This is a genomic window from Niveispirillum fermenti, from assembly GCF_052474395.1.
Genome location: NZ_CP156681.1, coordinates 1711500 through 1733193, shown reverse-complemented (window position 1 = coordinate 1733193; position 21694 = coordinate 1711500). Strand labels below are relative to the sequence as shown.

At 65.6% G+C, this 21694-nt stretch carries 22 protein-coding genes and 1 pseudogene; 14 read left to right on the top strand and 9 right to left on the bottom strand.

Going from position 1 to position 21694, the window contains the following annotated elements; translation table 11 throughout:
- Positions 1 to 60: 60 nt before the first annotated feature.
- Complete coding sequence (locus ABC728_RS19420) at positions 61 to 1245, bottom strand: MFS transporter (protein WP_416618485.1); 1185 nt, start codon at positions 1243 to 1245, stop codon at positions 61 to 63.
- 99 nt (positions 1246 to 1344) lie between these two features.
- Between ABC728_RS19420 and ABC728_RS19415 the strand changes: the two genes are divergently transcribed.
- The gene (locus tag ABC728_RS19415) at positions 1345 to 2250 is read left to right on the top strand and encodes a LysR family transcriptional regulator (RefSeq protein ID WP_416618484.1); all 906 of its coding nucleotides are present in this window, start codon (positions 1345 to 1347) and stop codon (positions 2248 to 2250) included.
- A gap of 4 nt (positions 2251 to 2254) precedes the next feature.
- Here ABC728_RS19415 and ABC728_RS19410 read toward each other — a convergent pair whose 3' ends face one another.
- Positions 2255 to 2737 (bottom strand): MaoC family dehydratase, encoded by a 483-nt coding sequence (locus ABC728_RS19410; protein WP_416618483.1) that lies wholly within the window; start codon positions 2735 to 2737, stop codon positions 2255 to 2257.
- Between the two features lie 185 nt (positions 2738 to 2922).
- Here ABC728_RS19410 and ABC728_RS19405 point away from each other — a divergent pair, with 185 nt between their 5' ends.
- Positions 2923 to 3825: an alpha/beta fold hydrolase gene (locus ABC728_RS19405; RefSeq protein WP_445376463.1), complete on the top strand. Its 903-nt coding sequence runs from the start codon at positions 2923 to 2925 to the stop codon at positions 3823 to 3825.
- A gap of 44 nt (positions 3826 to 3869) precedes the next feature.
- On the opposite strand, the gene ABC728_RS19400 is transcribed toward ABC728_RS19405, so the two are convergent.
- Entirely contained in the window at positions 3870 to 4607 is a 738-nt protein-coding gene (locus ABC728_RS19400; RefSeq protein WP_416618481.1) for a PhoH family protein, read from the bottom strand.
- Between the two features lie 678 nt (positions 4608 to 5285).
- On the opposite strand from ABC728_RS19400, the gene minC reads away from it, so the two are divergent.
- The 4 genes from minC to ABC728_RS19380 all read left to right on the top strand — a co-directional run bounded on the left by minC (position 5286) and on the right by ABC728_RS19380 (position 8974).
- Entirely contained in the window at positions 5286 to 6104 is an 819-nt protein-coding gene (gene minC / locus ABC728_RS19395) for a septum site-determining protein MinC (protein ID WP_416618480.1), read from the top strand.
- Between the two features lie 39 nt (positions 6105 to 6143).
- Complete coding sequence (gene minD / locus ABC728_RS19390; RefSeq protein WP_416618479.1) at positions 6144 to 6959, top strand: septum site-determining protein MinD; 816 nt, start codon at positions 6144 to 6146, stop codon at positions 6957 to 6959.
- Positions 6956 to 7249 carry a cell division topological specificity factor MinE gene (gene minE, locus ABC728_RS19385; RefSeq protein ID WP_416618478.1) on the top strand — a complete coding sequence of 98 codons (294 nt, stop codon included), beginning with the start codon at positions 6956 to 6958 and terminating at the stop codon, positions 7247 to 7249. The genes minD and minE overlap by 4 nt, the downstream gene beginning before the upstream one ends.
- A gap of 147 nt (positions 7250 to 7396) precedes the next feature.
- On the top strand, positions 7397 to 8974 hold the full coding sequence (locus ABC728_RS19380; RefSeq protein WP_416618477.1) for an ABC transporter substrate-binding protein: 1578 nt from the start codon (positions 7397 to 7399) through the stop codon (positions 8972 to 8974).
- Positions 8975 to 9006: 32 nt separating this feature from the next.
- Here ABC728_RS19380 and ABC728_RS19375 read toward each other — a convergent pair whose 3' ends face one another.
- The gene (locus ABC728_RS19375) at positions 9007 to 9447 is read right to left on the bottom strand and encodes a hypothetical protein (RefSeq protein ID WP_416618476.1); all 441 of its coding nucleotides are present in this window, start codon (positions 9445 to 9447) and stop codon (positions 9007 to 9009) included.
- Positions 9447 to 10771: pseudogene (gene fliI, locus ABC728_RS19370) on the bottom strand (flagellar protein export ATPase FliI). The gene ABC728_RS19375 and the pseudogene fliI overlap by 1 nt, the downstream one beginning before the upstream one ends.
- Before the next feature lie 168 nt (positions 10772 to 10939).
- On the opposite strand from fliI, the gene ctrA reads away from it, so the two are divergent.
- Together ctrA and ABC728_RS19360 are read left to right on the top strand one after the other, a co-directional pair.
- The gene (gene ctrA / locus ABC728_RS19365; RefSeq protein WP_416618474.1) at positions 10940 to 11650 is read left to right on the top strand and encodes a response regulator transcription factor CtrA; all 711 of its coding nucleotides are present in this window, start codon (positions 10940 to 10942) and stop codon (positions 11648 to 11650) included.
- Positions 11647 to 12714, top strand: a complete 1068-nt coding sequence (locus tag ABC728_RS19360; protein ID WP_416618473.1) for an NAD(P)/FAD-dependent oxidoreductase — start codon at positions 11647 to 11649, stop codon at positions 12712 to 12714. The genes ctrA and ABC728_RS19360 overlap by 4 nt, the downstream gene beginning before the upstream one ends.
- 52 nt (positions 12715 to 12766) lie before the next feature.
- Here ABC728_RS19360 and ABC728_RS19355 read toward each other — a convergent pair whose 3' ends face one another.
- Both ABC728_RS19355 and ABC728_RS19350 read right to left on the bottom strand, forming a co-directional pair.
- Positions 12767 to 14008: a CobW family GTP-binding protein gene (locus ABC728_RS19355; RefSeq protein ID WP_416618472.1), complete on the bottom strand. Its 1242-nt coding sequence runs from the start codon at positions 14006 to 14008 to the stop codon at positions 12767 to 12769.
- A gap of 87 nt (positions 14009 to 14095) precedes the next feature.
- Positions 14096 to 14608: a Fur family transcriptional regulator gene (locus tag ABC728_RS19350; RefSeq protein ID WP_445376462.1), complete on the bottom strand. Its 513-nt coding sequence runs from the start codon at positions 14606 to 14608 to the stop codon at positions 14096 to 14098.
- 184 nt (positions 14609 to 14792) lie between these two features.
- Between ABC728_RS19350 and ABC728_RS19345 the strand changes: the two genes are divergently transcribed.
- The 6 genes from ABC728_RS19345 (at position 14793) to panC (ending at position 20961) form a co-directional block, all read left to right on the top strand.
- Complete coding sequence (locus ABC728_RS19345) at positions 14793 to 15497, top strand: DUF6134 family protein (protein ID WP_416618471.1); 705 nt, start codon at positions 14793 to 14795, stop codon at positions 15495 to 15497.
- Positions 15494 to 17032, top strand: a complete 1539-nt coding sequence (locus tag ABC728_RS19340; protein WP_416618470.1) for a cryptochrome/photolyase family protein — start codon at positions 15494 to 15496, stop codon at positions 17030 to 17032. The genes ABC728_RS19345 and ABC728_RS19340 overlap by 4 nt, the downstream gene beginning before the upstream one ends.
- Before the next feature lie 91 nt (positions 17033 to 17123).
- A complete protein-coding gene (locus ABC728_RS19335; protein ID WP_416618469.1) occupies positions 17124 to 18725 on the top strand; it encodes a tetratricopeptide repeat protein in 1602 nt (533 codons plus the stop codon).
- A gap of 80 nt (positions 18726 to 18805) precedes the next feature.
- Positions 18806 to 19564 carry an SDR family NAD(P)-dependent oxidoreductase gene (locus tag ABC728_RS19330; RefSeq protein ID WP_416618468.1) on the top strand — a complete coding sequence of 253 codons (759 nt, stop codon included), beginning with the start codon at positions 18806 to 18808 and terminating at the stop codon, positions 19562 to 19564.
- A gap of 42 nt (positions 19565 to 19606) precedes the next feature.
- Entirely contained in the window at positions 19607 to 20047 is a 441-nt protein-coding gene (locus ABC728_RS19325) for a nuclear transport factor 2 family protein (RefSeq protein WP_416618467.1), read from the top strand.
- Between the two features lie 74 nt (positions 20048 to 20121).
- The gene (panC, locus tag ABC728_RS19320) at positions 20122 to 20961 is read left to right on the top strand and encodes a pantoate--beta-alanine ligase (protein WP_416618466.1); all 840 of its coding nucleotides are present in this window, start codon (positions 20122 to 20124) and stop codon (positions 20959 to 20961) included.
- A gap of 102 nt (positions 20962 to 21063) precedes the next feature.
- Here panC and ABC728_RS19315 read toward each other — a convergent pair whose 3' ends face one another.
- Positions 21064 to 21483, bottom strand: a complete 420-nt coding sequence (locus ABC728_RS19315; protein ID WP_416618465.1) for a VOC family protein — start codon at positions 21481 to 21483, stop codon at positions 21064 to 21066.
- A 17-nt stretch (positions 21484 to 21500) separates the two neighbouring features.
- Positions 21501 to 21662, bottom strand: a complete 162-nt coding sequence (locus tag ABC728_RS19310; protein ID WP_416618464.1) for a hypothetical protein — start codon at positions 21660 to 21662, stop codon at positions 21501 to 21503.
- Positions 21663 to 21694: the final 32 nt, after the last annotated feature.

Sequence of the window (21694 nt, the reverse complement as noted above, 5' to 3'; positions counted from 1 at the left end):
TCCAGTCCCTGGGGGCGCAACCCACCCTGTCGACCGGACCGCCAGCCACCCCCGAACCGGTCAATGCAGCGGCGCCGCCACCACGGGGCGGGATGGCACGCCCCGGTCCAGCGCCCGGCTCCACAGTGCCACAGCCAGTCCTGTCAGCGTGACCAGCGCCGCCACCCAGGTCACGGCCGGCAGGCCCGGCCCATGGTCGATGGTCGCCCCGCCGACCCAGGCACCCAGGGCATTGCCCAGGTTGAAGGCGGCGATGTTCAGGCTGCTGGCCAGTCCCTGCCCCGCCCCTTCGGCCTTTTCCAGCACCCGCATCTGCATGGGCGCCACGGTGGCGAAGGCGGCCACACCCAACAGGGCGACAAAGAAGACCGTGGCGATCCGGTCATGCAGAGCGAATGTCATCAGGCCCAGCACAACCATCAGGGCCGCCAGCGTGCCCAGCAGGGTCGGCATCAGCCGGCGGTCGGCCAGCCGCCCGCCCAGCAGGTTGCCGGCCGCCAGCCCGCCACCGAACACCAGCAGGATCGGCGACACGGCCGCATCGGAAAAGCCCGTGACCTGTGTCAGCAAGGGCTGGATATAGGTGAAGACGGCGAAGACCCCGGCGAAGCCCAGCGCCGTGATGGCCAGACCCAGCCAGACCTGCGGCCGGGCCAGGACCGACAATTCCCGGCGAAGGGACAGGGGCTGCGGCGCAACCTTGTCGGCCGGCACGAAAAGGGCCAGCACAAGGGTCGCCATGACGCCGATCAGGGCCACGGCCCAGAAGGTGGCGCGCCAGCCATGGGTCAGGCCCAGCCAGGCCCCGAAGGGCACGCCCAGCAGCGTGGCCATGGTCAGTCCCGTGAACATGATGGCAATGGCCGATGCCTTGCGGTCGGGCGCCACGAGCCCGGTGGCCACGATGGAGCCGACGCCGAAGAAGGTGCCATGCGCCAGCGAGGTGACGACACGGGCCGCCATCAGCCAGCCATAGTCCGGTGCCAGCGCACAGGCGATGTTGCCGATGGTGAAGACCACCATCAGCGCCACCAGCAGCGTCTTGCGCGGCAGCCGGCCCGTGGAGAGCGTCAGAACGGGCGCGCCCACGAAAACCCCCAGCGCATAGCCGCTGATCAGCAGCCCCGCCATGGAAACCGAAACGTCCAGGTCGGCGGCAACCTGCAGCAGCAGGCCCATGATGACAAATTCCGTCGTGCCGATACCAAAGGCACCGGCCGTCAGGGCGAACAATCCGATAGGCATGATCCGTTCCCGAATGAACATGACATGCCGCGAAGATGGACGAGGCCCCATCCGTGAACTAGATTGCCTGTAGGCACATGATTTGTGAGATCAGGTCACATGTCCCGACTGGACATCAACCGCGCCGGGGAGATGGAGGTCTTCGTCCGCGTCGTGGAAACGGGCACCTTCTCCGGGGCTGCCCGCGCGCTGGACATGACCCCGTCGGCCGTCAGCAAGCTGGTGGCCCGCATGGAGACGCGGCTGGGGGCCCGGCTGCTGAACCGCACCACCCGACAATTGGGGCTGACGCCGGAAGGCGCGCTGTTCCACGACCGTTGCCGGTGCATCCTGGCCGACATGGCGGAAGCCGAGCAGTCGGTGTCAGCGGGGGCCATGCCGCGCGGACCGGTCCGCATCAACAGTTCGGTACCGTTCGGCATGCTTCATCTGCTGCCTCTGGTGCCACGGCTGTCGGCGCTGTACCCGGAAATCCAGTTGGACATCACCCTGACCGACATGGTGGTGGACCTGATGCAGGAACGGGCCGACATCGCCATCCGCATCGGCCCGTTGAAGGGTGCCAACCTGATGGCACGCAAGCTGGGGGAAGGCCGCGTGGTGGTGGTCGCCTCCCCCGACTATCTGGCCCACCGGGGCACGCCGCGCACACCGGCCGATCTGGCGCATCACAACCTGATGGCCTTCGGCTTTGCGCGCAGTGTCGGACCCTGGCCCTTCCGCCTGCCGGATGGCACGCGGGTGGAGGTGCCCGTGCGCGGCAATGCCATCCTGGGGGACGGGGAAAGCATGCGCCATCTGGCGCTGGCGGGTCACGGGCTGGCCCGGCACGCGATGTTCCATGTCGGCCCCGATGTACGGTCGGGCCGGCTGGTCCCCCTGCTGGAGGAATACAATACGGGCGACACGGAGATGGTGCATGCCGTCTTCCTGGGCGGGCCCGTCATGCCGCCCCGGATCCGGGCCGTGATCGATTTCCTGGCGCGGGAGGTCCGCGTCGGATAGGCCCCTATTCCGCCGCCTCGCTGGCGATGGCCCTGGCCGGCACCATCACCATGGCATCACCATCGATCACAATCCTGTCACCGACCGTGCAGTTGGTGGACAGCAGCACCCGCCGCTTGTCCGGCACCAGGCCCGTCACCGTCACGGTGGTCGTCACCGTCTCCCCGATCCGCACGGGTGAGCGGAAACGCAGGTTCTGGGACATGTAGATGCAACCCGGTCCCGGCAGGCGCGTGCCCAGCACCGTGGTGATGAAGCAGGCCGACAGCATGCCATGCGCGATGCGCCCGCCGAACGGGGTCGCCCTGGCATATTCCTCGTTCAGGTGCATGGGGTTCGTGTCGCCGGAGATGCCCGCGAACATCACGATGTCCGTCTCGGTGATGGTGCGGGCGTAAACGCCTTTCATCCCGATGAACATATCCTCGAAATAGAAGCCGGTCAGATCGGCCGGGTCCAGACCGGAACGGCGTGCGACATGATCCATCGGATGGTGCTCTCCCGCTTGGCGGCCGGTCCACCGGCACCTATGTTGCTTGGCACCGCTCATATAGGCCTGGCGGGGACGGGCGGTCAAACCGGCGATGGTCGGAACGGGATGCAACGGCAACGGATATGGTGGGGATGCGGGACGGGGCGCAGATATCGGATGGGCATTGGACGCACCATCGCATGGAACGGCCCGATGGTGCCTTCCTGCGGCTGTCGCGCTGGAACCCGGCCAGCCCCGCACCGCCGCCGGATGCCGCCACCCTGCTGATCCTGCCCGGCCGTGCGGAATATGTGGAGAAATATGCCGAGCTGGCAGGCGATTTCACCCGGCGCGGCCTGCATGTCGTGGCGATGGACTGGCGCGGCCAGGGCGGCGCCTCACGCCTGCTGCCCGACCAGAGCATGGGCCATGTCGAATTGTTCGACATTTTCCTGGATGATATGGCCGCCGCCCTGCCCCGGCTGCTGGATGGCACGGCCGGCCCCGCCCTGGCACTTGGCCATTCGATGGGCGGGCACATCCTGTTGCGGTTCGTGGCCGAACGCACCCATCCGTTCCATGGGATCATTGCCAGCGCCCCCATGCTCGGCATCAATACCGCCCCCCTGCCGGAAGGGGCGGCCCGGCAACTGGCGCGGCTGGCCGTCCGGATGGGACATGGGCAGCGTTATGCGCTGGGCCAGTTGCCCTTCGCGGCCGACCCGCCGCCGGCCTTTGCCGGCAACCGGCTGACCAGCGACCCGGACCGGTTCGCCCGCAACCACCGGTTCTGCCTGGAAGACCCGGCACTGGCACTCGGCGGCGCGAGCTGGGGCTGGCTGGACGCAGCCCTTGCCTCCATCCGGCACTATTTCGACCAGGACCGGCTGGAGCAGGTGGACCTGCCCATCCTGCTGCTGTCGGGCCGGGCCGACCGCATCGTGCGCACGGATCGCCATGATCTGGCCGCCCGGCGCCTGCCCCGCTGCACCCTGGCCAGCTTTCCCGAAGGCCGCCATGAACTGCTGATGGAGGCAGACCCCATCCGCAACCGCGTCCTGGCCGCCATCGATGATTTCCTGGCCCGGATTCTTCCCGCCTGACATTCCGCCGGCGTGGGGACCGGCGGAAGGAAGGGGAGCGGCTGTCAAAGTACGGTCAGCATGCTGGCCACCAGCGGATGACGGACGATATCGGCATCGGCCAGCCGTACCACGGCAATGCCTTCCACCACCTCCAGCCGGCGGGCGATTTCCGCCAGGCCCGACAGGCCGTTCAGCAGATCGGACTGGTCGGGATCGCCCGTCAGGATCATCGTGGAATGCCAGCCCAGGCGGGTCAGCAGCATCTTGATCTGGGCATAGGTGCAGTTCTGCGCCTCATCAATGACGACAAAGGCATTGTTCAGCGTGCGGCCGCGCATATAGCCCACGGGCGCGATCTCGATCGACCCGTCGGCCATCAGCGCCTTCAACCGCTTGGCCCCCAGCCGGTCCGACAGCGCGTCATAGAGCGGGCGCAGGAAAGGGGCCATCTTCTCGTTCATGTCACCGGGCAGATAGCCGATGCTTTCCCCCGCCTCGATGGCGGGGCGTGACAGCACGATACGGTCCACCTCCCCCTTCTCCAGGGCCGCCACGGCGGAGGAGATGGCCAGATAGGTCTTGCCCGTCCCGGCCGGACCCAGGGCCAGGGTCAGATTATGGTCCTTGATGGCCTGCATCAGCAGCCCCTGGCCGGGGCTCATGGGCTTCACGGTGCGGACATAGGATTGCTCCCGCCGTTCCTCGCCGCCCAGCGGGTCCCAGCCCCCGGAAGGGCGGGGAAACAGGGCGTGGACCTTGGTTTCGCTGCTGGACGCGGGCTTGGGCTGGCGCTTGGCCATATGTGCATCTCCTCACTGTCTGCGAAGGACGGATGTCCTGTTGAAGCGGGAACGCGGCTGGCGGCGACGCGGACAACAAAAAACCGCACCCTCGGGCCGAGTGGTGCGGTTGGAAGAAGTGTCGCCATCGACGGTCGGCCCCGGACGGGGCGGGGCGCAGGGTGCTGCACGGCATGTCGCCGTTGCGCTGCGGTATGATGGTGCCGGGCGGTTTGCCAGTGTCACGATCAAATCAGTCCCCTGGTCTGGGCCAACAGGGGGGATTCTAACGCAATGATTCCGCGGCGTCACCAGACTTTGCGGCCGACACCAAATCATCATACAACATCTGGCGGGGTACGCCTTTCGGGTCGAACGCCCGATTCGACCCGCCCAGCCGTGTCGCCGCACCTGCGAAGACGCGGTCATCAACCGCGAACCCGCCAAAGGCGCCAGCGGGCGCGCCGGCGCCCGCCCGTTTAAATCATGGTCGCATAGCCGGAATAGATATTGTGGAACAAAGCCCCCTTGTCGCAAAATGTGCCAAAGGAAAGCCTTGACGCCGCCCAGCGATTCGGGCTTGAACGGCGTCATGGTGCAAGATCGTTGGGCAATTGATGGCGCGTCGGTGGCGGCGGCCATAATATCGTGCGTTCCGGGAACGAATTCCGGGGATCAATCGTGGGGTCGGAACAGGATATGAGCACGCAGGTCGCTTACAGGGACGCGCCTTTCCAACTGCGCGGCAGCACCTTCACGATGATGGTGCTGAAGGTCAGCGACCCGCACAATCCCAACTTCTTCCCCGTCCTGTCGGGCAAGATCGCGCAGGCCCCCAATTTCTTCCGCCATGCCGGCGTCGTGCTGGATCTGGATGACCTGCCGGCCGGCACACCTTTCGATATGGAGGCTTTCTGCCGGCTGCTGCGGAACCTGGGCCTGATGGCCGTGGGGCTGCAGGGCGGCACGAAGGAACAGCAGGATGCGGCGCTGGCACGGGGCATGGCCCTGCTGGCCGCCCCGCGCGGCAAGGTGGAAACCTTTGATCCGCTGGCCGGCACGGGACGCAGCCCGGCCCAGGGCCTGGGCAATGTCCAGGGCCGGCCGCAGGCGCCGGTCGCCCCGGCCGCTCCGGCCCCGGCCACCGTGGTCGCGATGCCCGAGGCGCCGCCGCAACGCAGCACGATGGTGATCGCCGAGCCGGTCCGCTCCGGCCGGCAGGTCTATGCCGCAGGCGGGGACCTGGTCGTGATCGGGGCGGTCAGCCCCGGCGCCGAACTGCTGGCCGACGGCTCCATCCATGTGTATGGTGCGCTGCGCGGCCGTGCCCTGGCCGGGGTCAGCGGCGACCAGACGGCCCGCATCTTCTGCCAGAGCCTGGATGCCGAACTGGTATCCATCGCCGGGCTTTACCGCGTATCCGAAGATATCGGTGCGGATATCCGCCGTCGTCAGGTCCAAATTCACCTGAACAATGGCTATCTGCACATCGACCCGCTTTCGCCGGCCGCGGCGTAAGGGACCTGTTGATCAACCTTTGACCTTGGGAGACGCCTCTTGGCCAAGATCATTACGATGACCTCCGGCAAGGGCGGCGTGGGCAAGACCACATCGAGCGCCGCTTTCGGCACCGGCCTTGCCCTGCGCGGTTTCAAGACCTGCATCATCGATTTCGATGTGGGCTTGCGCAATCTGGACCTGATCATGGGGTGCGAACGCCGCGTGGTGTTCGACTTCATCAACGTGATCAATGGCGAGGCACGGCTGAGTCAGGCGTTGATCAAGGACAAGCGGGTTGAGAACCTGTACATCCTGCCGACCAGCCAGACCCGCGACAAGGATGCGCTGACGCTGGAAGGCGTGGGCAAGATCCTGGAGGAGTTGAAGAAGGAATTCGACTATATCCTCTGCGACAGCCCGGCCGGCATCGAGAAGGGCGCGCTCATGGCGCTCTATTGGGCCGACCATGCCATCATCGTGACCAACCCGGAAGTCTCGTCGGTCCGCGACAGCGACCGTATCCTGGGCGTGATCCAGGCCAAGTCGCGCCGGGCCGAACAGGGGCTGGAACCCGTGCAGGAACATCTGCTGGTCACCCGCTATGATCCGGAGCGGGTGGAGAAGGGAGAGATGCTGAAGGTAGAGGATGTCCTGGAAATCCTGGCCATCCCGCTTCTGGGCATCATCCCGGAAAGCCCTGCGGTGCTGAAGGCGTCCAATGTCGGCATGCCCGTCGTGCTGGACGACAAGTCCAATGCCGGCCTTGCCTATGGCGATGCCGTGGGCCGTTTCCTGGGCGAGACGCTGGAACACCGCTTCATCAAGCCCGAAAAGAAGGGCTTCCTGGATCGCCTGTTGCGGAGGAGCGCATGAGCCTGCTGGATATTTTCCGCCGGTCCAAGCCGCCGACTGTGGCGGCCCAGGCCAAGGAGCGGCTGCAGATCGTGCTGGCGCACGAACGGTCCGGCCGGGACAGCCCCGATTTCCTGCCCGCACTGCAGCAGGAACTGCTGGCTGTCATCAAGAAGTATGTCAGCGTGGACGAGGACAAGGTCGCCGTGAAGCTGGAACGCGAAAGCGGCTGTTCCATGCTGGAAGTGAATGTCGAACTGCCCGTGCCCTCCAAGCGCAAGCCTGCGGACAAGCCGGTAACAGTGAACTGAATCCTTCGCGCGGGGACGGGACAACAGCGCTTGCCCCGCCCCGGCGGCAAGGGCATGATTTCGCGTTTTCCAGATGGGCGCGGATGGTCCGTTTTGCTGGGGTGCGCTGCTGCCAGGGTCGGACTGTTTGTTGCAGCGCTGCTGGCGGTGCCCGCACCTCCCGTGGCGATGGCCGATGGCAGGCCGGCGGGTGCAACTCCACCATCCGGTGCCGGCCGTGATCTGGTCGTCGCCCTGTCCGGCGGGGTGACGGCCACCGATCCCCACCTGGCCCGCACGGGCGCCGATTTCCAGTATTATGAACATGTTTTCGATACACTGGTCACCCGCGACGGGTTCGCCACGGCCCCCCGTCTGGCCACAAGCTGGCGCAGTGACGACCATCTGACCTGGACCTTCCTGCTGGACCCGGCCGCACGCTTCGCCGACGGCCAGCCCGTGACGCCGCGCGACGTGGCGTACAGCCTTTGCCGTTTCCAGGAAGTATCGCGCGATGTCGGACGCGAGCCGCTGGGCCTTGTCAGCGTGGCGGCCGGCAGGCCAGGGCAGATCACCTTGGTGCTTGCCGCACCCTACCGTCTGTTGCCGGCGGCCCTGTCGCTGGCCTTCATCATGCAAGCCCCGGATGATGGCTCGGCAGGCGGGCCGCAGGGCTGCGACCCGGATCGGGTGCGGGCCGGACTGGGCCGTCACCTGACGGGCAGCGGTCCCTTCATCCCGGCGGCGGGGTCGGACGGCCGGCAGGACCGCCACCTGCTGACCCTGTCACCCCTTTGCTGGACCGCCTGCCCGCCATGGCAGCGTCTGGTGCTGGTGGAGGAACCGGACGCGCGCGAGCGGCTGCGGCTGCTGGTGACGGGCGAGGTGGATATCATGGAGGATGTCGCCCCGGTCCATGAGCGCTATCTGCGGGGATTGCACAATCTCGCCCTGTCGGAACTGCCCACCGACCGCACATTGCTGCTGACCTTCAATCTGCGCCCGGCCCTGCCGGACGGCAGCGCCAATCCCCTGGCCGATCCGCATGTCCGACGCGCCGTGTCCCTGGCCGTGGACCGGCACCTTCTGGTGGAACGCGGGCTGGAGACATTGGCCGGGCCAGCCTGGCAACTGGCACAGCCCGGGATGGAAGGTTACCAGCCCGACCGGCCACTAACCCGCCCGCCCCGACCGGACATCGCGCGCGAATTGCTGGTGCGATCGGGACATGCGGACGGGCTGACCCTGGAATTGCTGTTGCCGCTGACCCGGATCACCGACCGGCCGCGCGTCGCCGACGCCCTGGCAGGTCTGCTGCGGGCCGTGGGCATCCAGGTGACCGTGCAATCCATTGCCGCGGGCGAGATGCGCCAGCGGATCATTGACGGCGATTTCCAGATGATGTTCGCCGGGCTGGGCCTGACGGCGGGGTCGGCCATGGAAGGCTATGCCGCCATTGCCGGCACGCCGGAAAGGGACAGCACCATCAATCCCAGCGGGTACCGGAACGAGGAATTGCAGACCCTGCTGCTACGGTCCCGCGGGGCGACGGCCGCCAGCATCCCGGCTCTGGCAGCGCAGGCCACCGCCATTCTGGAAACGGATCTGCCCATGGTGCCGCTGCTGCATATCCGTGATCTGGTCGCCCATCGGCAGGGACTGGAGATCCGGGCCCGCGACACTGCCCGCGCCTTCGGCCGGATCACGGTTCCGGCCTGTGAAGCAGCCGCGCCGCCGCCCGACTGAAAGACCGGGCCCAGGGGGTCAGGGGTCAGGGGTCAGGCCTCTTCCCCCTCCCCCGCCGCATCCTGCTGGCGGGCGAAGCGGACGGAGGCGACCTCGTCGAACATCTGGGTTTCGCGATAGCGACGGGCCTCCTTGGCGGCCAGGTCGCGCTGCTCCTGCACCTGCTCGAACTTCTTCAATTCACGAAAGGCCTCGGCCACGCTCTCCTCGGCCTTTTCGATCTCCCGCAGCAGCAGGATGGCGCGATGCTCGTAGGCTTCGCGCCGGATCAGGGCCTGTTTGGCAAAGGGAGGATAGGCGCGGGCCAGCATAAGATCGGTGGCGGCCAGTTGCCGTTCCTCCACCACCTGCCGCTCGAACGCCTCCCGCTCCTCGGCCAGCCGCTGTGCGGCCTCCTGCAAATGAACCAGCACGCGGCGGCGTTCGTCGACCTCCCGCTGGTTCAGGCGGATCAGGGGTTTCAGGTCCTTCATCAGCCGGCTCCGCCCAGGATGGCCGCCAGTTCCTCATACCCCTGGTCCAGCGTGCAGCGCTCCCCCTTGCCCTGGCGCAGGAACGCCTCCAGCGCCGGGTTGAAATGGATCGCCTCGTCCACCTGCGGGTCGGAACCCCGGCGATAGGCACCCAGCCGGATCATCTCCTCCATGTCGGAATAGGCAGACATCAGGCGGCGCGCCTTGCCGACCAGGGCGTTCTGCTCCGGCGTGTTGCACCCCGGCATGGTACGGCTGACCGAGCGCAGGATGTTGATGGCGGGATAGCGCCCGCGCTCCCCGATACGGCGTTCCATGACGATATGGCCGTCCAGGATGCCGCGCACGGCGTCGGCGATGGGTTCCTCCATGTCGCCCCCTTCGACCAGCACCGTGAACAGGCCGCTGATCGTGCCTTTGCCCGTGCCCGGACCGGCCCTTTCCAGCAGGCGCGGCAGCTCGGCGAACACGGTCGGCGGATAGCCCTTGGTCGTCGGTGGCTCCCCCGCCGACAGGCCGATCTCGCGCTGGGCCATGGCGAAACGGGTGACGCTGTCCATCAGGCACAGCACATCCTGTTCCTGGTCACGGAAATATTCGGCCACGGCGAAGGTCATGTAGGCCGCCTGCCGGCGCATCAGCGGCGGCTCGTCGGAAGTGGCGACGATCACGACGCTGCGGGCCAGTCCCTCCTCGCCCAGGTCATGCTCCAGGAACTCCTGCACCTCGCGCCCGCGCTCACCGATCAGGCCGATGACGCTGATATTGGCCTCGGTATATTTGGCCAGCATGGACATCAGCACGGACTTGCCCACGCCGGACCCGGCGAAGATACCCATACGCTGGCCACGGCAGCAGGACAGGAAGGTGTTGATGGATTTCACCCCCAGATCCATCTTTCCCCCACCCGCTTGCGGGCATGGGCCGGCGGCGGGCTGGCCTTGATCAGGAAGGGCACCTCGCCCTGGGGCAGCGGACCCTTGCCGTCGATGGGCTGGCCCAGCGCATTGATGACGCGGCCCAGCCAGGCCGGGGTGGGATAGATCGATGCCTGCCCCTCCGCCACCTCCGCCCGGCAGCCAAGGCCGATATCGTCCAGCGTGCCGAACGGCATCAACAACGCGCGGCCGCTGCGGAAGCCCACCACCTCGCACGGGACCGGCCGGCCGCCGCGCGTGATCACGCGGCAGCGCCCGCCGATGGAAAGCCGGCGTTCCACCCCGCCCACCTCCACCATCATCCCCAGGACGGAGGTGACCCGGCCGAAGACGGCATAGGATGGCAGGGCGTTGATCTCTTGCAGCAACTGATCGTGGTCAAGCATGGCGACAGGCACCCTACCACAAAATCGCAAAGCCGGGGGGTTGCACATACCAATGAATATACCTACCCCCCTGGCCATTCCTTTGGTCCGATAGCATATCTGTAGAGCCTCTGTTAACCTATCTGCCGTAGATGGGTTTCTGCCCCACGGAATGCCGAGGAACTTGTCATGCGTGTCCTGCTGGTCGAAGACGATGCCGCGATGCAGAAAAGCATCCAGCTCATGTTGTCCGCCGAAGGCGGGTACATCGTGGACGCCACCAGCCTGGGGGAGGACGGGCTGGAGATTGGCAAGCTCTACGATTATGACATCATCATCCTGGACCTGATGCTGCCTGACATGGACGGGTACGAGGTGCTGCGCCGGCTTCGTCAGGCGCGCGTCAACACACCCATTCTGATCCTGTCGGGGCTGTCGGACCTGGACAACAAGATCAAGGGGCTGGGTTTCGGGGCAGACGATTACCTGACCAAGCCTTTCGACAAGCGCGAGCTTATCGCGCGCGTCCAGGCCATCATCCGCCGGTCCAAGGGACATTCCGACAGCGTCATCCGCACAGGCAAGCTGAGCGTCAACCTGGATGCCAAGACGGCGGCCGTGGAAGGCCAGCCGCTGCACCTGACGGGCAAGGAATATGGCATTCTGGAGCTGCTGTCCCTGCGCAAGGGCACGACGCTGACCAAGGAGATGTTCCTGAACCACCTCTATGGCGGTATGGACGAACCGGAGCTGAAGATCATCGACGTCTTCGTCTGCAAGCTGCGCAAGAAGCTGACGACCGCCACCGAAGGCGAGAATTACATCGAGACGGTCTGGGGCCGCGGCTATGTGCTGCGTGACCCGCAGGAAGGGGCGGCCGCGGCGAAGGCCGCGGGGTGAGCCGTATCCTGTTGCTGGGGTGCGGCCATGCAAGGCCGCCGCTGCTGGCCCGTCTGTCTCACCTGAAACGGCGTGGCCACGACCTCGCCCTGCTCTCTCCCGCCGGCATGGTCTGGCCCGAGGCCGTGCCCGCCATGCTGTCGGGCCGCATCGCATCCGGTGCGGCATTGCTGAACGCCATGGACATGGCCCGGGCCGCGGACATGATCGGCATCGATGACGATGTCATGGGCATCGACGTGAAGGCCGGGATGGTCCACCGGCATGAGGGCGACCCGCTTTATTTCGATATCGTGTCAATCGCCCCGCCGGCCGGTACGCGCCCCCTGCCCGGCACGGAGGGCCATGCGCGCTGTTACGACACCCGCCCCCTTTCACAAATCCTGGCCTTGCGCACGGCGCTGGAGACCCGGTTCGAACAGCATCCGGGCCGGGTCATTGCACTGACCATTGCCGGGGGCGGCGTCACGGCCATCACGCTGGCCCTGGCTGTCATTGCCCTGGCCGACCGGCTGGGCGGGCATGTCGGCATCACCATCCTGACCCGCGGCCGGCTGCTGACCGGCCTGCCCGAACGGGCCGGGGTGCGCGTGCTGGAAAGGCTGGCCGCGCACGGGGCCATCCTGCAGGAAATGGCCCCCGTGGCCAGGGTCGATGGAAACGAGGCGGTGCTGGCCACCGGCGACCGCATCGCCTTCGATCTGTTCGTCAATGCCACAGGTGCTGCCGGGCCCGACTGGCTGCGGGGCAGCGGATTGACGGTTGATGCGTCGGGCCTGCTGATGACCGACAATTTCCAGCAGGTCGCGGGGCGGCCGCTGATGCTGGCCGGCGGTGAGGCCGTGCGGGTGGCCGATGGCCGGCATCCCGGCTGGGCCAGCCTGGCCGGCAATATCGAAGCCCTGGCCCAGGGCCAGTCACCCCGCCCCGCCCCGACCCGCCGGCCGCCGCAATTCATCGACCTTGGGGGCGGACAGGCCTTGGCCTGGCGGGGCCGGCATTGGACCCTCGGGCGCATGGCACTGTGGGCCCTGCGCTGGGCAGAAGGGCGCTGGCTGCTGTGAGGGACCGCCAATGGGGCCGGAGCCATCCGGCCCTACCGCGGCATGGGTCCGGTCAGGCCGCCTTGGTGTTCACGACGCTGTCGAACAGGTCCTGCACCGTCTCGCGGCTCAGTTCCTTCACGATGAACACGATGCGGGTGCTGTGATCCTGTGTCGGCCAGGCATCCAGTTGCACGGGCGGATGGAACAGGTGCTGCACCCCGTGGATGACGATGGGGCGCTCCGCCTCCTCGACATTCAGCAGGCCCTTCACGCGCAGGATATTGTCGCCCTGCGCCTTGGCCACCGTTTCAAAGAACGTCACCAGGGCGTCCCAGGGCAGGGGCTTTTCGGCACGGATCACGAAGGACGAGATCTTGTCGTTATGGCGGTTGACGTCGTGATGATGGTGCCCATGGCCATGATCGTGGGTGCAATGACCATGGTCATGGTCGCAATGCGCGTGGTCATGGTCATGATGGCCATGGTCATGATGGTGGCCATGGCCGTGTTCGTGGCCGGCGTCACCATGGTCGTGATGGCAATGGCCGTGATCATGGTCGCAATGGTCATGACTGTGGTGGTGATCGTGCTGATGGTCGTGGCCGTGCCCGCCTTCATAAGCCTCCGCCTTCAGCCAGCGCTGCACGTCCATCGACTTGGTGGCCGGGTTGTACAGGCCCGCATCGAACAGCAGCACGGGCAGGTGCTGGTCCTTTTGCGCATCGACATGCACGGCACCGGAATTCAGGTCGTGCAGGCGACGGCGCAGCGCGTCCACGGCGGCGGGCTCGGCGATGTCGGTCTTGGTCAGCACGACGCGGTCGGCCACGGCCGCCTGCTTCAGGCTTTCCTCATGCTCGTCCAACTGCTTCATGCCGTGGACGCTGTCGATGGTGGTCACCACCCCGTCCAGCCGGAAGCGCGAGGCGATCAACGGATCGGTCATCAGCGTGTGCAGGATGGGGGCGGGGTCCGCCAGTCCCGTCGTCTCGATCACCACCCGGTCGAATTCAGGGATGTCGCCGCGCATGCGCCGCATGTAAAGGTCGCGCAGCGTCTCGGCCAGATCCGACCGGATGGTGCAGCACAGGCAGCCGCTATCCATCAGCACCGTATTCTCGTCGGCCTGTTCCACCAGCAGATGGTCCAGCCCCACTTCCCCGAACTCGTTGATCACCACGGCGGTGCGCACCATGGCCGGATCGCGGATCAGGCGGGACAGAAGCGTCGTCTTGCCGCTGCCCAGAAACCCGGTCAGGACGGAAATGGGCAGGCGGGGCGGCGGGCTGGGCGGGGTCTGGGTCGTGGACAAGGCGTTATTCCTGGCAACAGGGGCAAGGGGTCGGGCCGGTCGTCCGGCCTTTCATGCAACAGATGTGGGACGCCGGGGGCGGTTTCGTCAATGGTCGCGGCAGGCGGGGCAGATCCCCGATACCTCCACGGTCTGGCGCTGGATGGCGAAGCCCTGGGCAGCAGCACTTTCGGCGATGGTGGCAGCGATGCGGGGATCGGTCAGTTCCGTGGCCTCACCGCAGCAGGTGCAGACCAGGAACTGCCCCATATGGGCCGTGCCGGGGTCGGGACAGCCGACAAAGGCGTTCTGGCTTTCGATCCGGTGGATCAGCCCCTGCTCCAGCAGGAAATCCAGCGCGCGATAGACGGTCAGCGGCGCCACCCGCTTCCCATCGGCCGACATGTCTTCCAGGATGGCATAGGCGCCGCGCGGCTTGTGGCTGGACCAGACCAGTTCCAGCACGCGGGCGCGCTGCGGCGTCAACCGCACGCCGCGGTCGTTGCACAGCGCATCGGCCCGGGCCAGCGCATCCTTCACACAAGCACCATGGTCGTGGCGCGGGGTCGCACCATGGTCGTGGCGGGACATATCGTCGTGGTCGTGCGCGTGGGGGGCCATGGATAATTTCACGAAGAGGGCGGCGGAACAGGCGGAGTGTAAGGCCCGGCGGAATGGAAATCGACAGTTTGCTGTCAGCCCCCTCGACATGGGCATCGCGCGCCCTAGTTCCCAGAGGGGAGGTGCCGGGAGCGGGCGTCCAGGCCAGAGACCAGCCCCCGAGGCGTTCAGGGAGGAACACGCGATGCCGACACGCCGTCTTGTCCTTGCCGGTGCCGCCGCGGCCCTGGCATTCCGCATGCCTGCGCCTGCGGCCGCTGTACCGGCCGGCGACCGGCTGGATTTTTCCGTATTCCGGAAAAAGGCCAGCCCGATGGGCAGCCATCGCCTGCGCTTCACGCGGGATGGCGACCGGCTGATCATGGAAAAGGAAATCCGCCTGGAAGTCCGCCTCGCCTTCATCACCGCCTACCGCTACCGGCATGTGAACCGGGAGGTCTGGCAACAGGGCCGGCTGGTGGAGATCGATACCCGGACCGACGATGATGGCGAGGAATATCAGGTGTATGGCCGGGCCAACCCCGAGGGGTTCCAGGTGGAAGGCAGCCGTGGCCGCTTCACGGCCCCCGCCGACATCATCCCCACCAGCTATTGGAACATCGCCACAATAGGCGCGACACGGCTGCTGGATACACAGCGCGGGCTGGTCATGGATGTCCGCATCGACAATCATGGAAAGACGGATGTGGAAACGGCGGATGGCTCCCTGATGGCACGCCACCACAGTATCAACATCCTGTCCAATCCGCCCGGAAGCACGGACCGGATCGACCTTTGGTATGATATCAATGACCGCTGGGTGGCACTGGGGTTCGAGGCGAAGGGCCAGAATATCCATTATATTCTGGACAGCGCCGATGGCGGCACCCCCGCCGCCGACCGGTCATGACAGGTTGCCTGCGCCTGGCGCTGGGAGATCAGCTTTCCGCCTCGCTGGCCGGCCTGCGCGGGCTGGACCCCGCCTGCGACCGCGTGCTGATGGCGGAAGTGATGGCGGAAGCCACCTATGTTCCGCACCACCCGCAGAAGATCGCCTTTCTGTTCAGCGCCATGCGCCATTTCGCGGCCGATCTGGCCGCCCGCGGCATCGCCGTCGATTATGTCCGCCTGGACGATCCGGACAATACCGGCACGCTGGGCGGTGAATTGGCCCGCGCTGTGGACCGCTGGCAACCGGAGCGGGTGATCGTCACCTTTCCGGGCGAGTGGCGGGTCTGGAAGCAGATGCGGCAATGGCAGCGCGAACTGCCCGTGCCCGTGGAGGTGCGGGAAGATGACAGGTTCTTCTGCCCCATCGCCCGGTTCCGTGCCTGGGCCGAGGGTCGCCGGCAATTGCGGATGGAGTTCTTTTATCGGGAGATGCGGCGCACCCATGCCATCCTGATGGACCCGGACGGAAAGCCTTTGGGCGGGCAATGGAATTTCGACGCGCAGAACCGCAAGCCGCTGCCTAAGGGCCTGCGCATCCCCGAACCATTCCGCGAACCGCCCGACACCATCACGCGCGACGTTCTGGCCCTGGTGGCCGACCGGTTCGGCGGGCATTTCGGCACGCTGGAGAGCTTCGCCTATGCCGTCACGGCGGAAGGGGCCCGGCAGGCGCTGAACCATTTCATCCTTCATGCCCTGCCATGGTTCGGTGACTATCAGGACGCGATGGCGACGGGGCAGGAAACGCTGTTCCATTCCGTCCTGTCACCCTACATCAATGCCGGCCTGCTGGACCCGCGCGCGGTCGTGGCGGCGGCGGCCGACGCCTTTCATCGCGGCCACGCCCCCCTGAACGCCGCGGAAGGCTTCATCCGGCAGATCCTGGGCTGGCGCGAATATGTCCGCGGCATCTATTGGCTGAAAATGCCGGCCTATGCCGACACCAACGCGCTCGGGGCGCAGCGGGCCCTGCCGGATTTCTACTGGACGGGGCGGACATCCATGAATTGCATGGCACAGGTGATCGGCCAGACCCGGCGCCACGCCTATGCCCACCATATCCAGCGCCTGATGGTGACCGGCAATTTCGCCCTGCTGCTGGGGGTAGAGCCGGCACAGATCGAGCAATGGTATCTGGCGGTCTATGCCGATGCCTATGATTGGGTCGAACTGCCCAACGTTCATGGCATGGTGATGCATGCCGATGGCGGCCTGCTGGGGTCGAAACCCTATGCCGCCAGCGGCCGCTACATCCAGCGCATGTCCGACTATTGCAGCCATTGCCACTTCGATGTCACCACCGCAGAGGGGGAACGCGCCTGCCCGTTCAATTTCCTCTACTGGAATTTCCTGATGGAGAACGCAGCCCTGCTGCGCGCCAACCCGCGCATGGGCCTGGCCTACAAGGGCCTGGACGCCATGGCCCCGGCCCGGCGCGATGCCATCCGCCAGCAGGCGGAGCGGTTTCGGAGCGGAATTGCAGGAGGATACTGAAATATAAATTTCATCCAATCACACACTTGCCATCGTCAACCCAGGAGAGTCATTCTTTAAAAGATGATCACCTGATGCGGGCATTCTGCACATGTGGAAGGTGGCAAACAGCGAGTTTCCCCTTATAGTCAAGGCGCTTCAGGAGCGATGGAAGCAAGTGGCCGCCTTCGCCACATTGCTGGGCCTGATCGCTGATGCCTTGACCCTGCTTGCACCCATTGCCCTATGGCTCATGATCACGGCAATGGCCGCTGCCATCCTGGCCGCCGTCATCGCCGGATGCCGCCCCCCTCGGGCTGCGGGATGCCGGGCCGTTCTGGCCCACGCGATTATCATCGCCCCCATGTCCGGGGGGTTACATTTCGCCCATATCTCCAGCGGGGAGCAGGAGCGCGGCTTCTTTGACGCGATGACAGGCCAGTTGGGCGATTTGAAAGAGGCAGCGGCGCGGATCGAGCAATCCCAACAGCATACCCTGAAGGGCCAGCAACATATCCTGGATATTTTGCAGTCCCAGCATAGCGATACTTCACCCATTTTCAGGCAAGGCCAGGAAAGTGCCATCACTGCCGCCGTCACCGGTGCCGCAGCCGGCAACCAGCGCATGGCGGCCGCACTGGACCATCTGAACCGGGGCGACATCACCGCCGCCCGTGCCTTGTTCGAAAAAGAGGCGGAAGCGCAGAAGGCAGATGCGGAGACCCGAAATCATCAGGCCGCGGCCGCCTTTCGACACCTTGGCGCCATCACGGGCCCAGCCGACCCGATGCGTGCCCTCACGGCCTATAAGCAGGCTGTGGCCCTTGATCCGGACAATGTACAGGGGCTGGTTTACGCCGGGGATTTTGCCTTTGACAGCGGGGACTTGGCCTATGCGCACGAAAAGTTCCGGCGGGCGGTGGATCTCACGCCCGCCGCAGACCTTTCCTATGATCGCTATTGGGCGCTGATACGGCTTGGAGATATCGCGGCACTGGAAAAGGATAATGCCAGGGCCAGACAACATTTCGATGCCGCGTCGGCCATCGCCTTCCAGCGTGGCGAGCAAAGCCCCGACGACCTTGAATGGCAACGAGAATTATCAGTCATCCACAATCGCATCGGAGCAATACAACTGGCGGGCCGGGATTATGAGGGGGCCTTGACGTCCTACCGTCAGGGTTTATCCCTCGCCCGGAAACTGGTCGATCAATCAGCCAACACGCATTGGCAACGGGATTTGTCGATCAGTCATGAAAGGGTCGGCGATACGCTTCGCGCACTGAGGAAATTGGACGCTGCCTTGGAATCCTATGGTTCCAGCCTGATCATAGCGGACAATCTGGCACGCAGCAGGCCTGATCATTTGCAATGGCAACATGACCTGTCCGTCATTCACAACAAGATCGGCGCCACCCTTTTAGCGAAAGGCAACCTTGATGGTGCCCTGGCAGCCTACGAACAGGGGGTCACCATTCGCAAGGGCCTGGTGGACAAGCAACCGACACATCTCCAATGGCAGCGTGATCTCTCGATCAACAATGCCTACCTGGGTTCGGTCCTGGCCAGAAAGGGAGACAGGGTGCGCGCGCGCAAGGCCTTTGAGGAAGCGCGGGACATCATGATCATGCTGCTGGCCCGGTTTCCGGCCAATCAAAAATGGCAGCAAGCCGAGCGTTTGTACGACAGGCAGGTTCGAGCGCTGGAGAAATAGCGGGGCGCCGGCTTTTCTTCGGGGCCGGCGGGGCTATGTCGTTCCCCGTGCCGTTCACACCGACCGACAGGACCGTACCGATGCATACCCCCACCCCCACCGACAGCCTTGCCTGGGTGACCGGCGCCTCCAGCGGCATCGGGGAACATGTGGCGCTGGCCTTGGCGGCAGAGGGGTGGACCGTGCTGGCCAGTGCGCGCGGCGCCGCGGCGCTGGCGACGCTGGCGGCCAGGACCGCGGGGCCGGGCCGGATCATTCCCGCGCCGCTGGATGTCACGGACGCGGCGGGGGTGAAGGCAGTGCTGGCAGCGCACGGGCCGGTGGCACTGGCCGTGCTGAATGCCGGCACCTATCGGCCCGACGCCGCACGGGACCTGGACCCCGCCCAGTTCGGCCGCACCATGGATGTCAACCTGATGGGTGTCGTCAATTCGTTGGCCGCCATCCTGCCCGGCATGATCGGGCGGCGGCAGGGCCATGTCGTGATCGTTTCCAGCGTGGCGGGGTATCGCGGCCTGCCCCGCTCGCTGGCCTATGGCGCGTCCAAGGCCGCGCTGATCAACCTGGCCGAAAGCCTGAAGCTGGATGTGGAACGGCACGGCATAAAGACGCAACTGGTCTGTCCCGGCTTCATCAAGACGCCCCTGACCGACCGCAACGACTTTCCCATGCCCTTCCTGATGCCTGTGGAACGGGCGGCGGCCCGGCTGGTGGCGGGACTAAAAGGTAACGGTTTCCAAATAACCTTCCCGCGCCGCTTCACCTGGCCGCTTCTGCTGTTGCGCCGGTTTCCCGATGCGCTGTATTTCATGCTGGCCTGCAGAATTATGCCAAAATAGGGCGGGTGGCAGGAACGGCTTGAATCGGACCCACGGATGGCGGTGAACGGACAGATCCCGGTGGAACAGGCATTGGCAGGCTATATTCGCTTCTACCAGGAATTACGGCCGGAAACCGTTTCCAGGTTGGACCGGCTTGCCACGCCCGATGTGCATTTCAAGGACCCGTTCAATGATTTCCGGTCACGCGACCGGATGAAGGCCGTGTTCGCGCATATGTTCCAGATGGTGGAGCAGCCGCGGTTCATCGTTCGCGACCATGCGCTGTCGGAACAGACGGCCTATCTGCGCTGGGGCTTTGTGTTCCGCCGCCGGGGCCAGCCGCGCCCCGCCACGATCGAGGGTATGTCGGAAGTGCGATTCGACATGGCGGGGCAGGTGACCAGCCATATCGACCATTGGGACGCCGCCGGCCAGTTCTATGAGAAACTGCCCGTTCTGGGCTGGGTGATGCGCAAGATCAGGGCCCGTATGGCGGAATAGCGCTTGTGGCGGGCGGGCGGAATGCATACCTCCCTATGCCGTCGCCCACCTTCCGGCCGTTGAGAGCGAAGACCATGACCCTTCCCATCGTCCGCACCGTCGCCGATCTGCGTGCGCATGTCGCCGGCTGGCGCCGCCAGGGGGAGCGCGTGGCCCTGGTCCCCACTATGGGCGCCCTGCATGAAGGGCACCTGACGCTGGTGCGCCGCGGACGGGAACTGGCCGACCGGGTGGTGGCATCCGTTTTCGTGAACCCGACCCAATTCGGCCCCAGCGAGGATTTCAGCCGCTATCCCAGGGACGAGGGCGGGGACGCGGCCAAGCTGGCTTCCGCCGGCTGCGACCTGTTGTTCGCGCCGACGGTCGATGTCATGTATCCTGCCGGTTTCGCCGCCACGATCGATCTCGGGCCTGTCACCCGCCGGTGGGAAGGGGCGTGCCGGCCCGGCCATTTCCAGGGCGTGGCCACGGTCGTGACCAAGCTTCTGCTGCAGGCCGGGGCCGATCTCGCCTGTTTCGGGGAAAAGGACTATCAGCAGCTTTGCACCATCCGGCAACTGGTCCGCGACCTGGATATTCCCGTCACCATCGAGGGGGTTCCCACCGTGCGGGAAACCGACGGGCTGGCCCTGTCCTCGCGCAATGCCTATCTGTCCGCCGAACAGCGGCAGGTGGCCGTGCGGTTGAATCAAGTGATGCGTGACGTGGTGGCAGCGCTGCGCGGCGGGGCGCCCGTGGCACCGGCGCTGGAGGCCGGAACCGCCACCCTGCTGGCCGCCGGCTTCGCCGCCGTGGATTATCTGGCCCTGGTCGATGCCGCCACGCTGGAACCGCTGGACCAGCCCGGTCCCGGCCGGCTGATCTGCACCGCCCGCCTGGGCGCGGTGCGGCTTCTGGACAATATGGCCGTCTGACAAACCGGGGGCGGACAATTTGGCCATGTGAGCGCGTCGCCCCGCCATTGCGGGCGGGCGGGCGGGGTCGCGCCCCGCCCGCCCGCAATGGCCGTCCGTCCCTTACCAGACCCCGGTATTCGCCATGCTGGCCCAGGGTTCCTGTCTGGGCAGCGGCTTGCCCTTCTGCAAAAGCTCGATGGAGATATTGTCGGGCGAGCGGATGAAGGCCATGTTCCCGTCACGCGGTGGGCGGTTGATGGTAACACCCTTGTCCATCAGCGACTGGCAGGTGGCGTAGATATCATCCACCTCGAACGCCAGATGGCCGAAATTGCGGCCCCCGCCATAGGTTTCCGGGTCCCAATTGTAGGTCAGTTCAACCTGCGCATCCGGCGTTTCATCGGCCGCCAGGAAGACCAGGGTGAAACGCCCGGCCTCGTTCTCCATACGCCGCAATTCCTTCAAGCCCAGTTTGTCACAGTAAAATTCCAGCGACTGGGCCAGGTCGGTCACACGGACCATCGTATGCAGATACTTCATGGTTTCATATCCATGGGTTAGCGGAAAGGGATGCCGGTAAGATGGGGGAAACCGGTGCCATATCCCACCCCTTGGATGTGCCGGGACGGACCGTTTCCCACAAAAACGGCGAAAAAGTTCGATTGCAATGCAGCATGATCCATGCTGGCATGGAAGTAATCCTTGTGGTCGAAGACCATCAACAAAATTTCCGGTCCGCCCCCTGATGGGA

What these genes read in the sequence shown, in the direction of transcription:
- ABC728_RS19420 (WP_416618485.1), bottom strand. Translation starts at nt 1,245, where the DNA reads ATGCCTATCGGATTGTTCGCCCTGACGGCCGGTGCCTTTGGTATCGGC.
- ABC728_RS19415 (WP_416618484.1), top strand. Translation starts at nt 1,345, where the DNA reads ATGTCCCGACTGGACATCAACCGCGCCGGGGAGATGGAGGTCTTCGTC.
- ABC728_RS19410 (WP_416618483.1), bottom strand. Translation starts at nt 2,737, where the DNA reads ATGGATCATGTCGCACGCCGTTCCGGTCTGGACCCGGCCGATCTGACC.
- ABC728_RS19405 (WP_445376463.1), top strand. Translation starts at nt 2,923, where the DNA reads ATGGAACGGCCCGATGGTGCCTTCCTGCGGCTGTCGCGCTGGAACCCG.
- ABC728_RS19400 (WP_416618481.1), bottom strand. Translation starts at nt 4,607, where the DNA reads ATGGCCAAGCGCCAGCCCAAGCCCGCGTCCAGCAGCGAAACCAAGGTC.
- minC (WP_416618480.1), top strand. Translation starts at nt 5,286, where the DNA reads ATGAGCACGCAGGTCGCTTACAGGGACGCGCCTTTCCAACTGCGCGGC.
- minE (WP_416618478.1), top strand. Translation starts at nt 6,956, where the DNA reads ATGAGCCTGCTGGATATTTTCCGCCGGTCCAAGCCGCCGACTGTGGCG.
- ABC728_RS19375 (WP_416618476.1), bottom strand. Translation starts at nt 9,447, where the DNA reads ATGAAGGACCTGAAACCCCTGATCCGCCTGAACCAGCGGGAGGTCGAC.
- ctrA (WP_416618474.1), top strand. Translation starts at nt 10,940, where the DNA reads ATGCGTGTCCTGCTGGTCGAAGACGATGCCGCGATGCAGAAAAGCATC.
- ABC728_RS19350 (WP_445376462.1), bottom strand. Translation starts at nt 14,608, where the DNA reads ATGGCCCCCCACGCGCACGACCACGACGATATGTCCCGCCACGACCAT.
- ABC728_RS19345 (WP_416618471.1), top strand. Translation starts at nt 14,793, where the DNA reads ATGCCGACACGCCGTCTTGTCCTTGCCGGTGCCGCCGCGGCCCTGGCA.
- ABC728_RS19340 (WP_416618470.1), top strand. Translation starts at nt 15,494, where the DNA reads ATGACAGGTTGCCTGCGCCTGGCGCTGGGAGATCAGCTTTCCGCCTCG.
- ABC728_RS19335 (WP_416618469.1), top strand. Translation starts at nt 17,124, where the DNA reads ATGTGGAAGGTGGCAAACAGCGAGTTTCCCCTTATAGTCAAGGCGCTT.
- ABC728_RS19330 (WP_416618468.1), top strand. Translation starts at nt 18,806, where the DNA reads ATGCATACCCCCACCCCCACCGACAGCCTTGCCTGGGTGACCGGCGCC.
- panC (WP_416618466.1), top strand. Translation starts at nt 20,122, where the DNA reads ATGACCCTTCCCATCGTCCGCACCGTCGCCGATCTGCGTGCGCATGTC.
- ABC728_RS19315 (WP_416618465.1), bottom strand. Translation starts at nt 21,483, where the DNA reads ATGAAGTATCTGCATACGATGGTCCGTGTGACCGACCTGGCCCAGTCG.
- ABC728_RS19310 (WP_416618464.1), bottom strand. Translation starts at nt 21,662, where the DNA reads ATGGTCTTCGACCACAAGGATTACTTCCATGCCAGCATGGATCATGCT.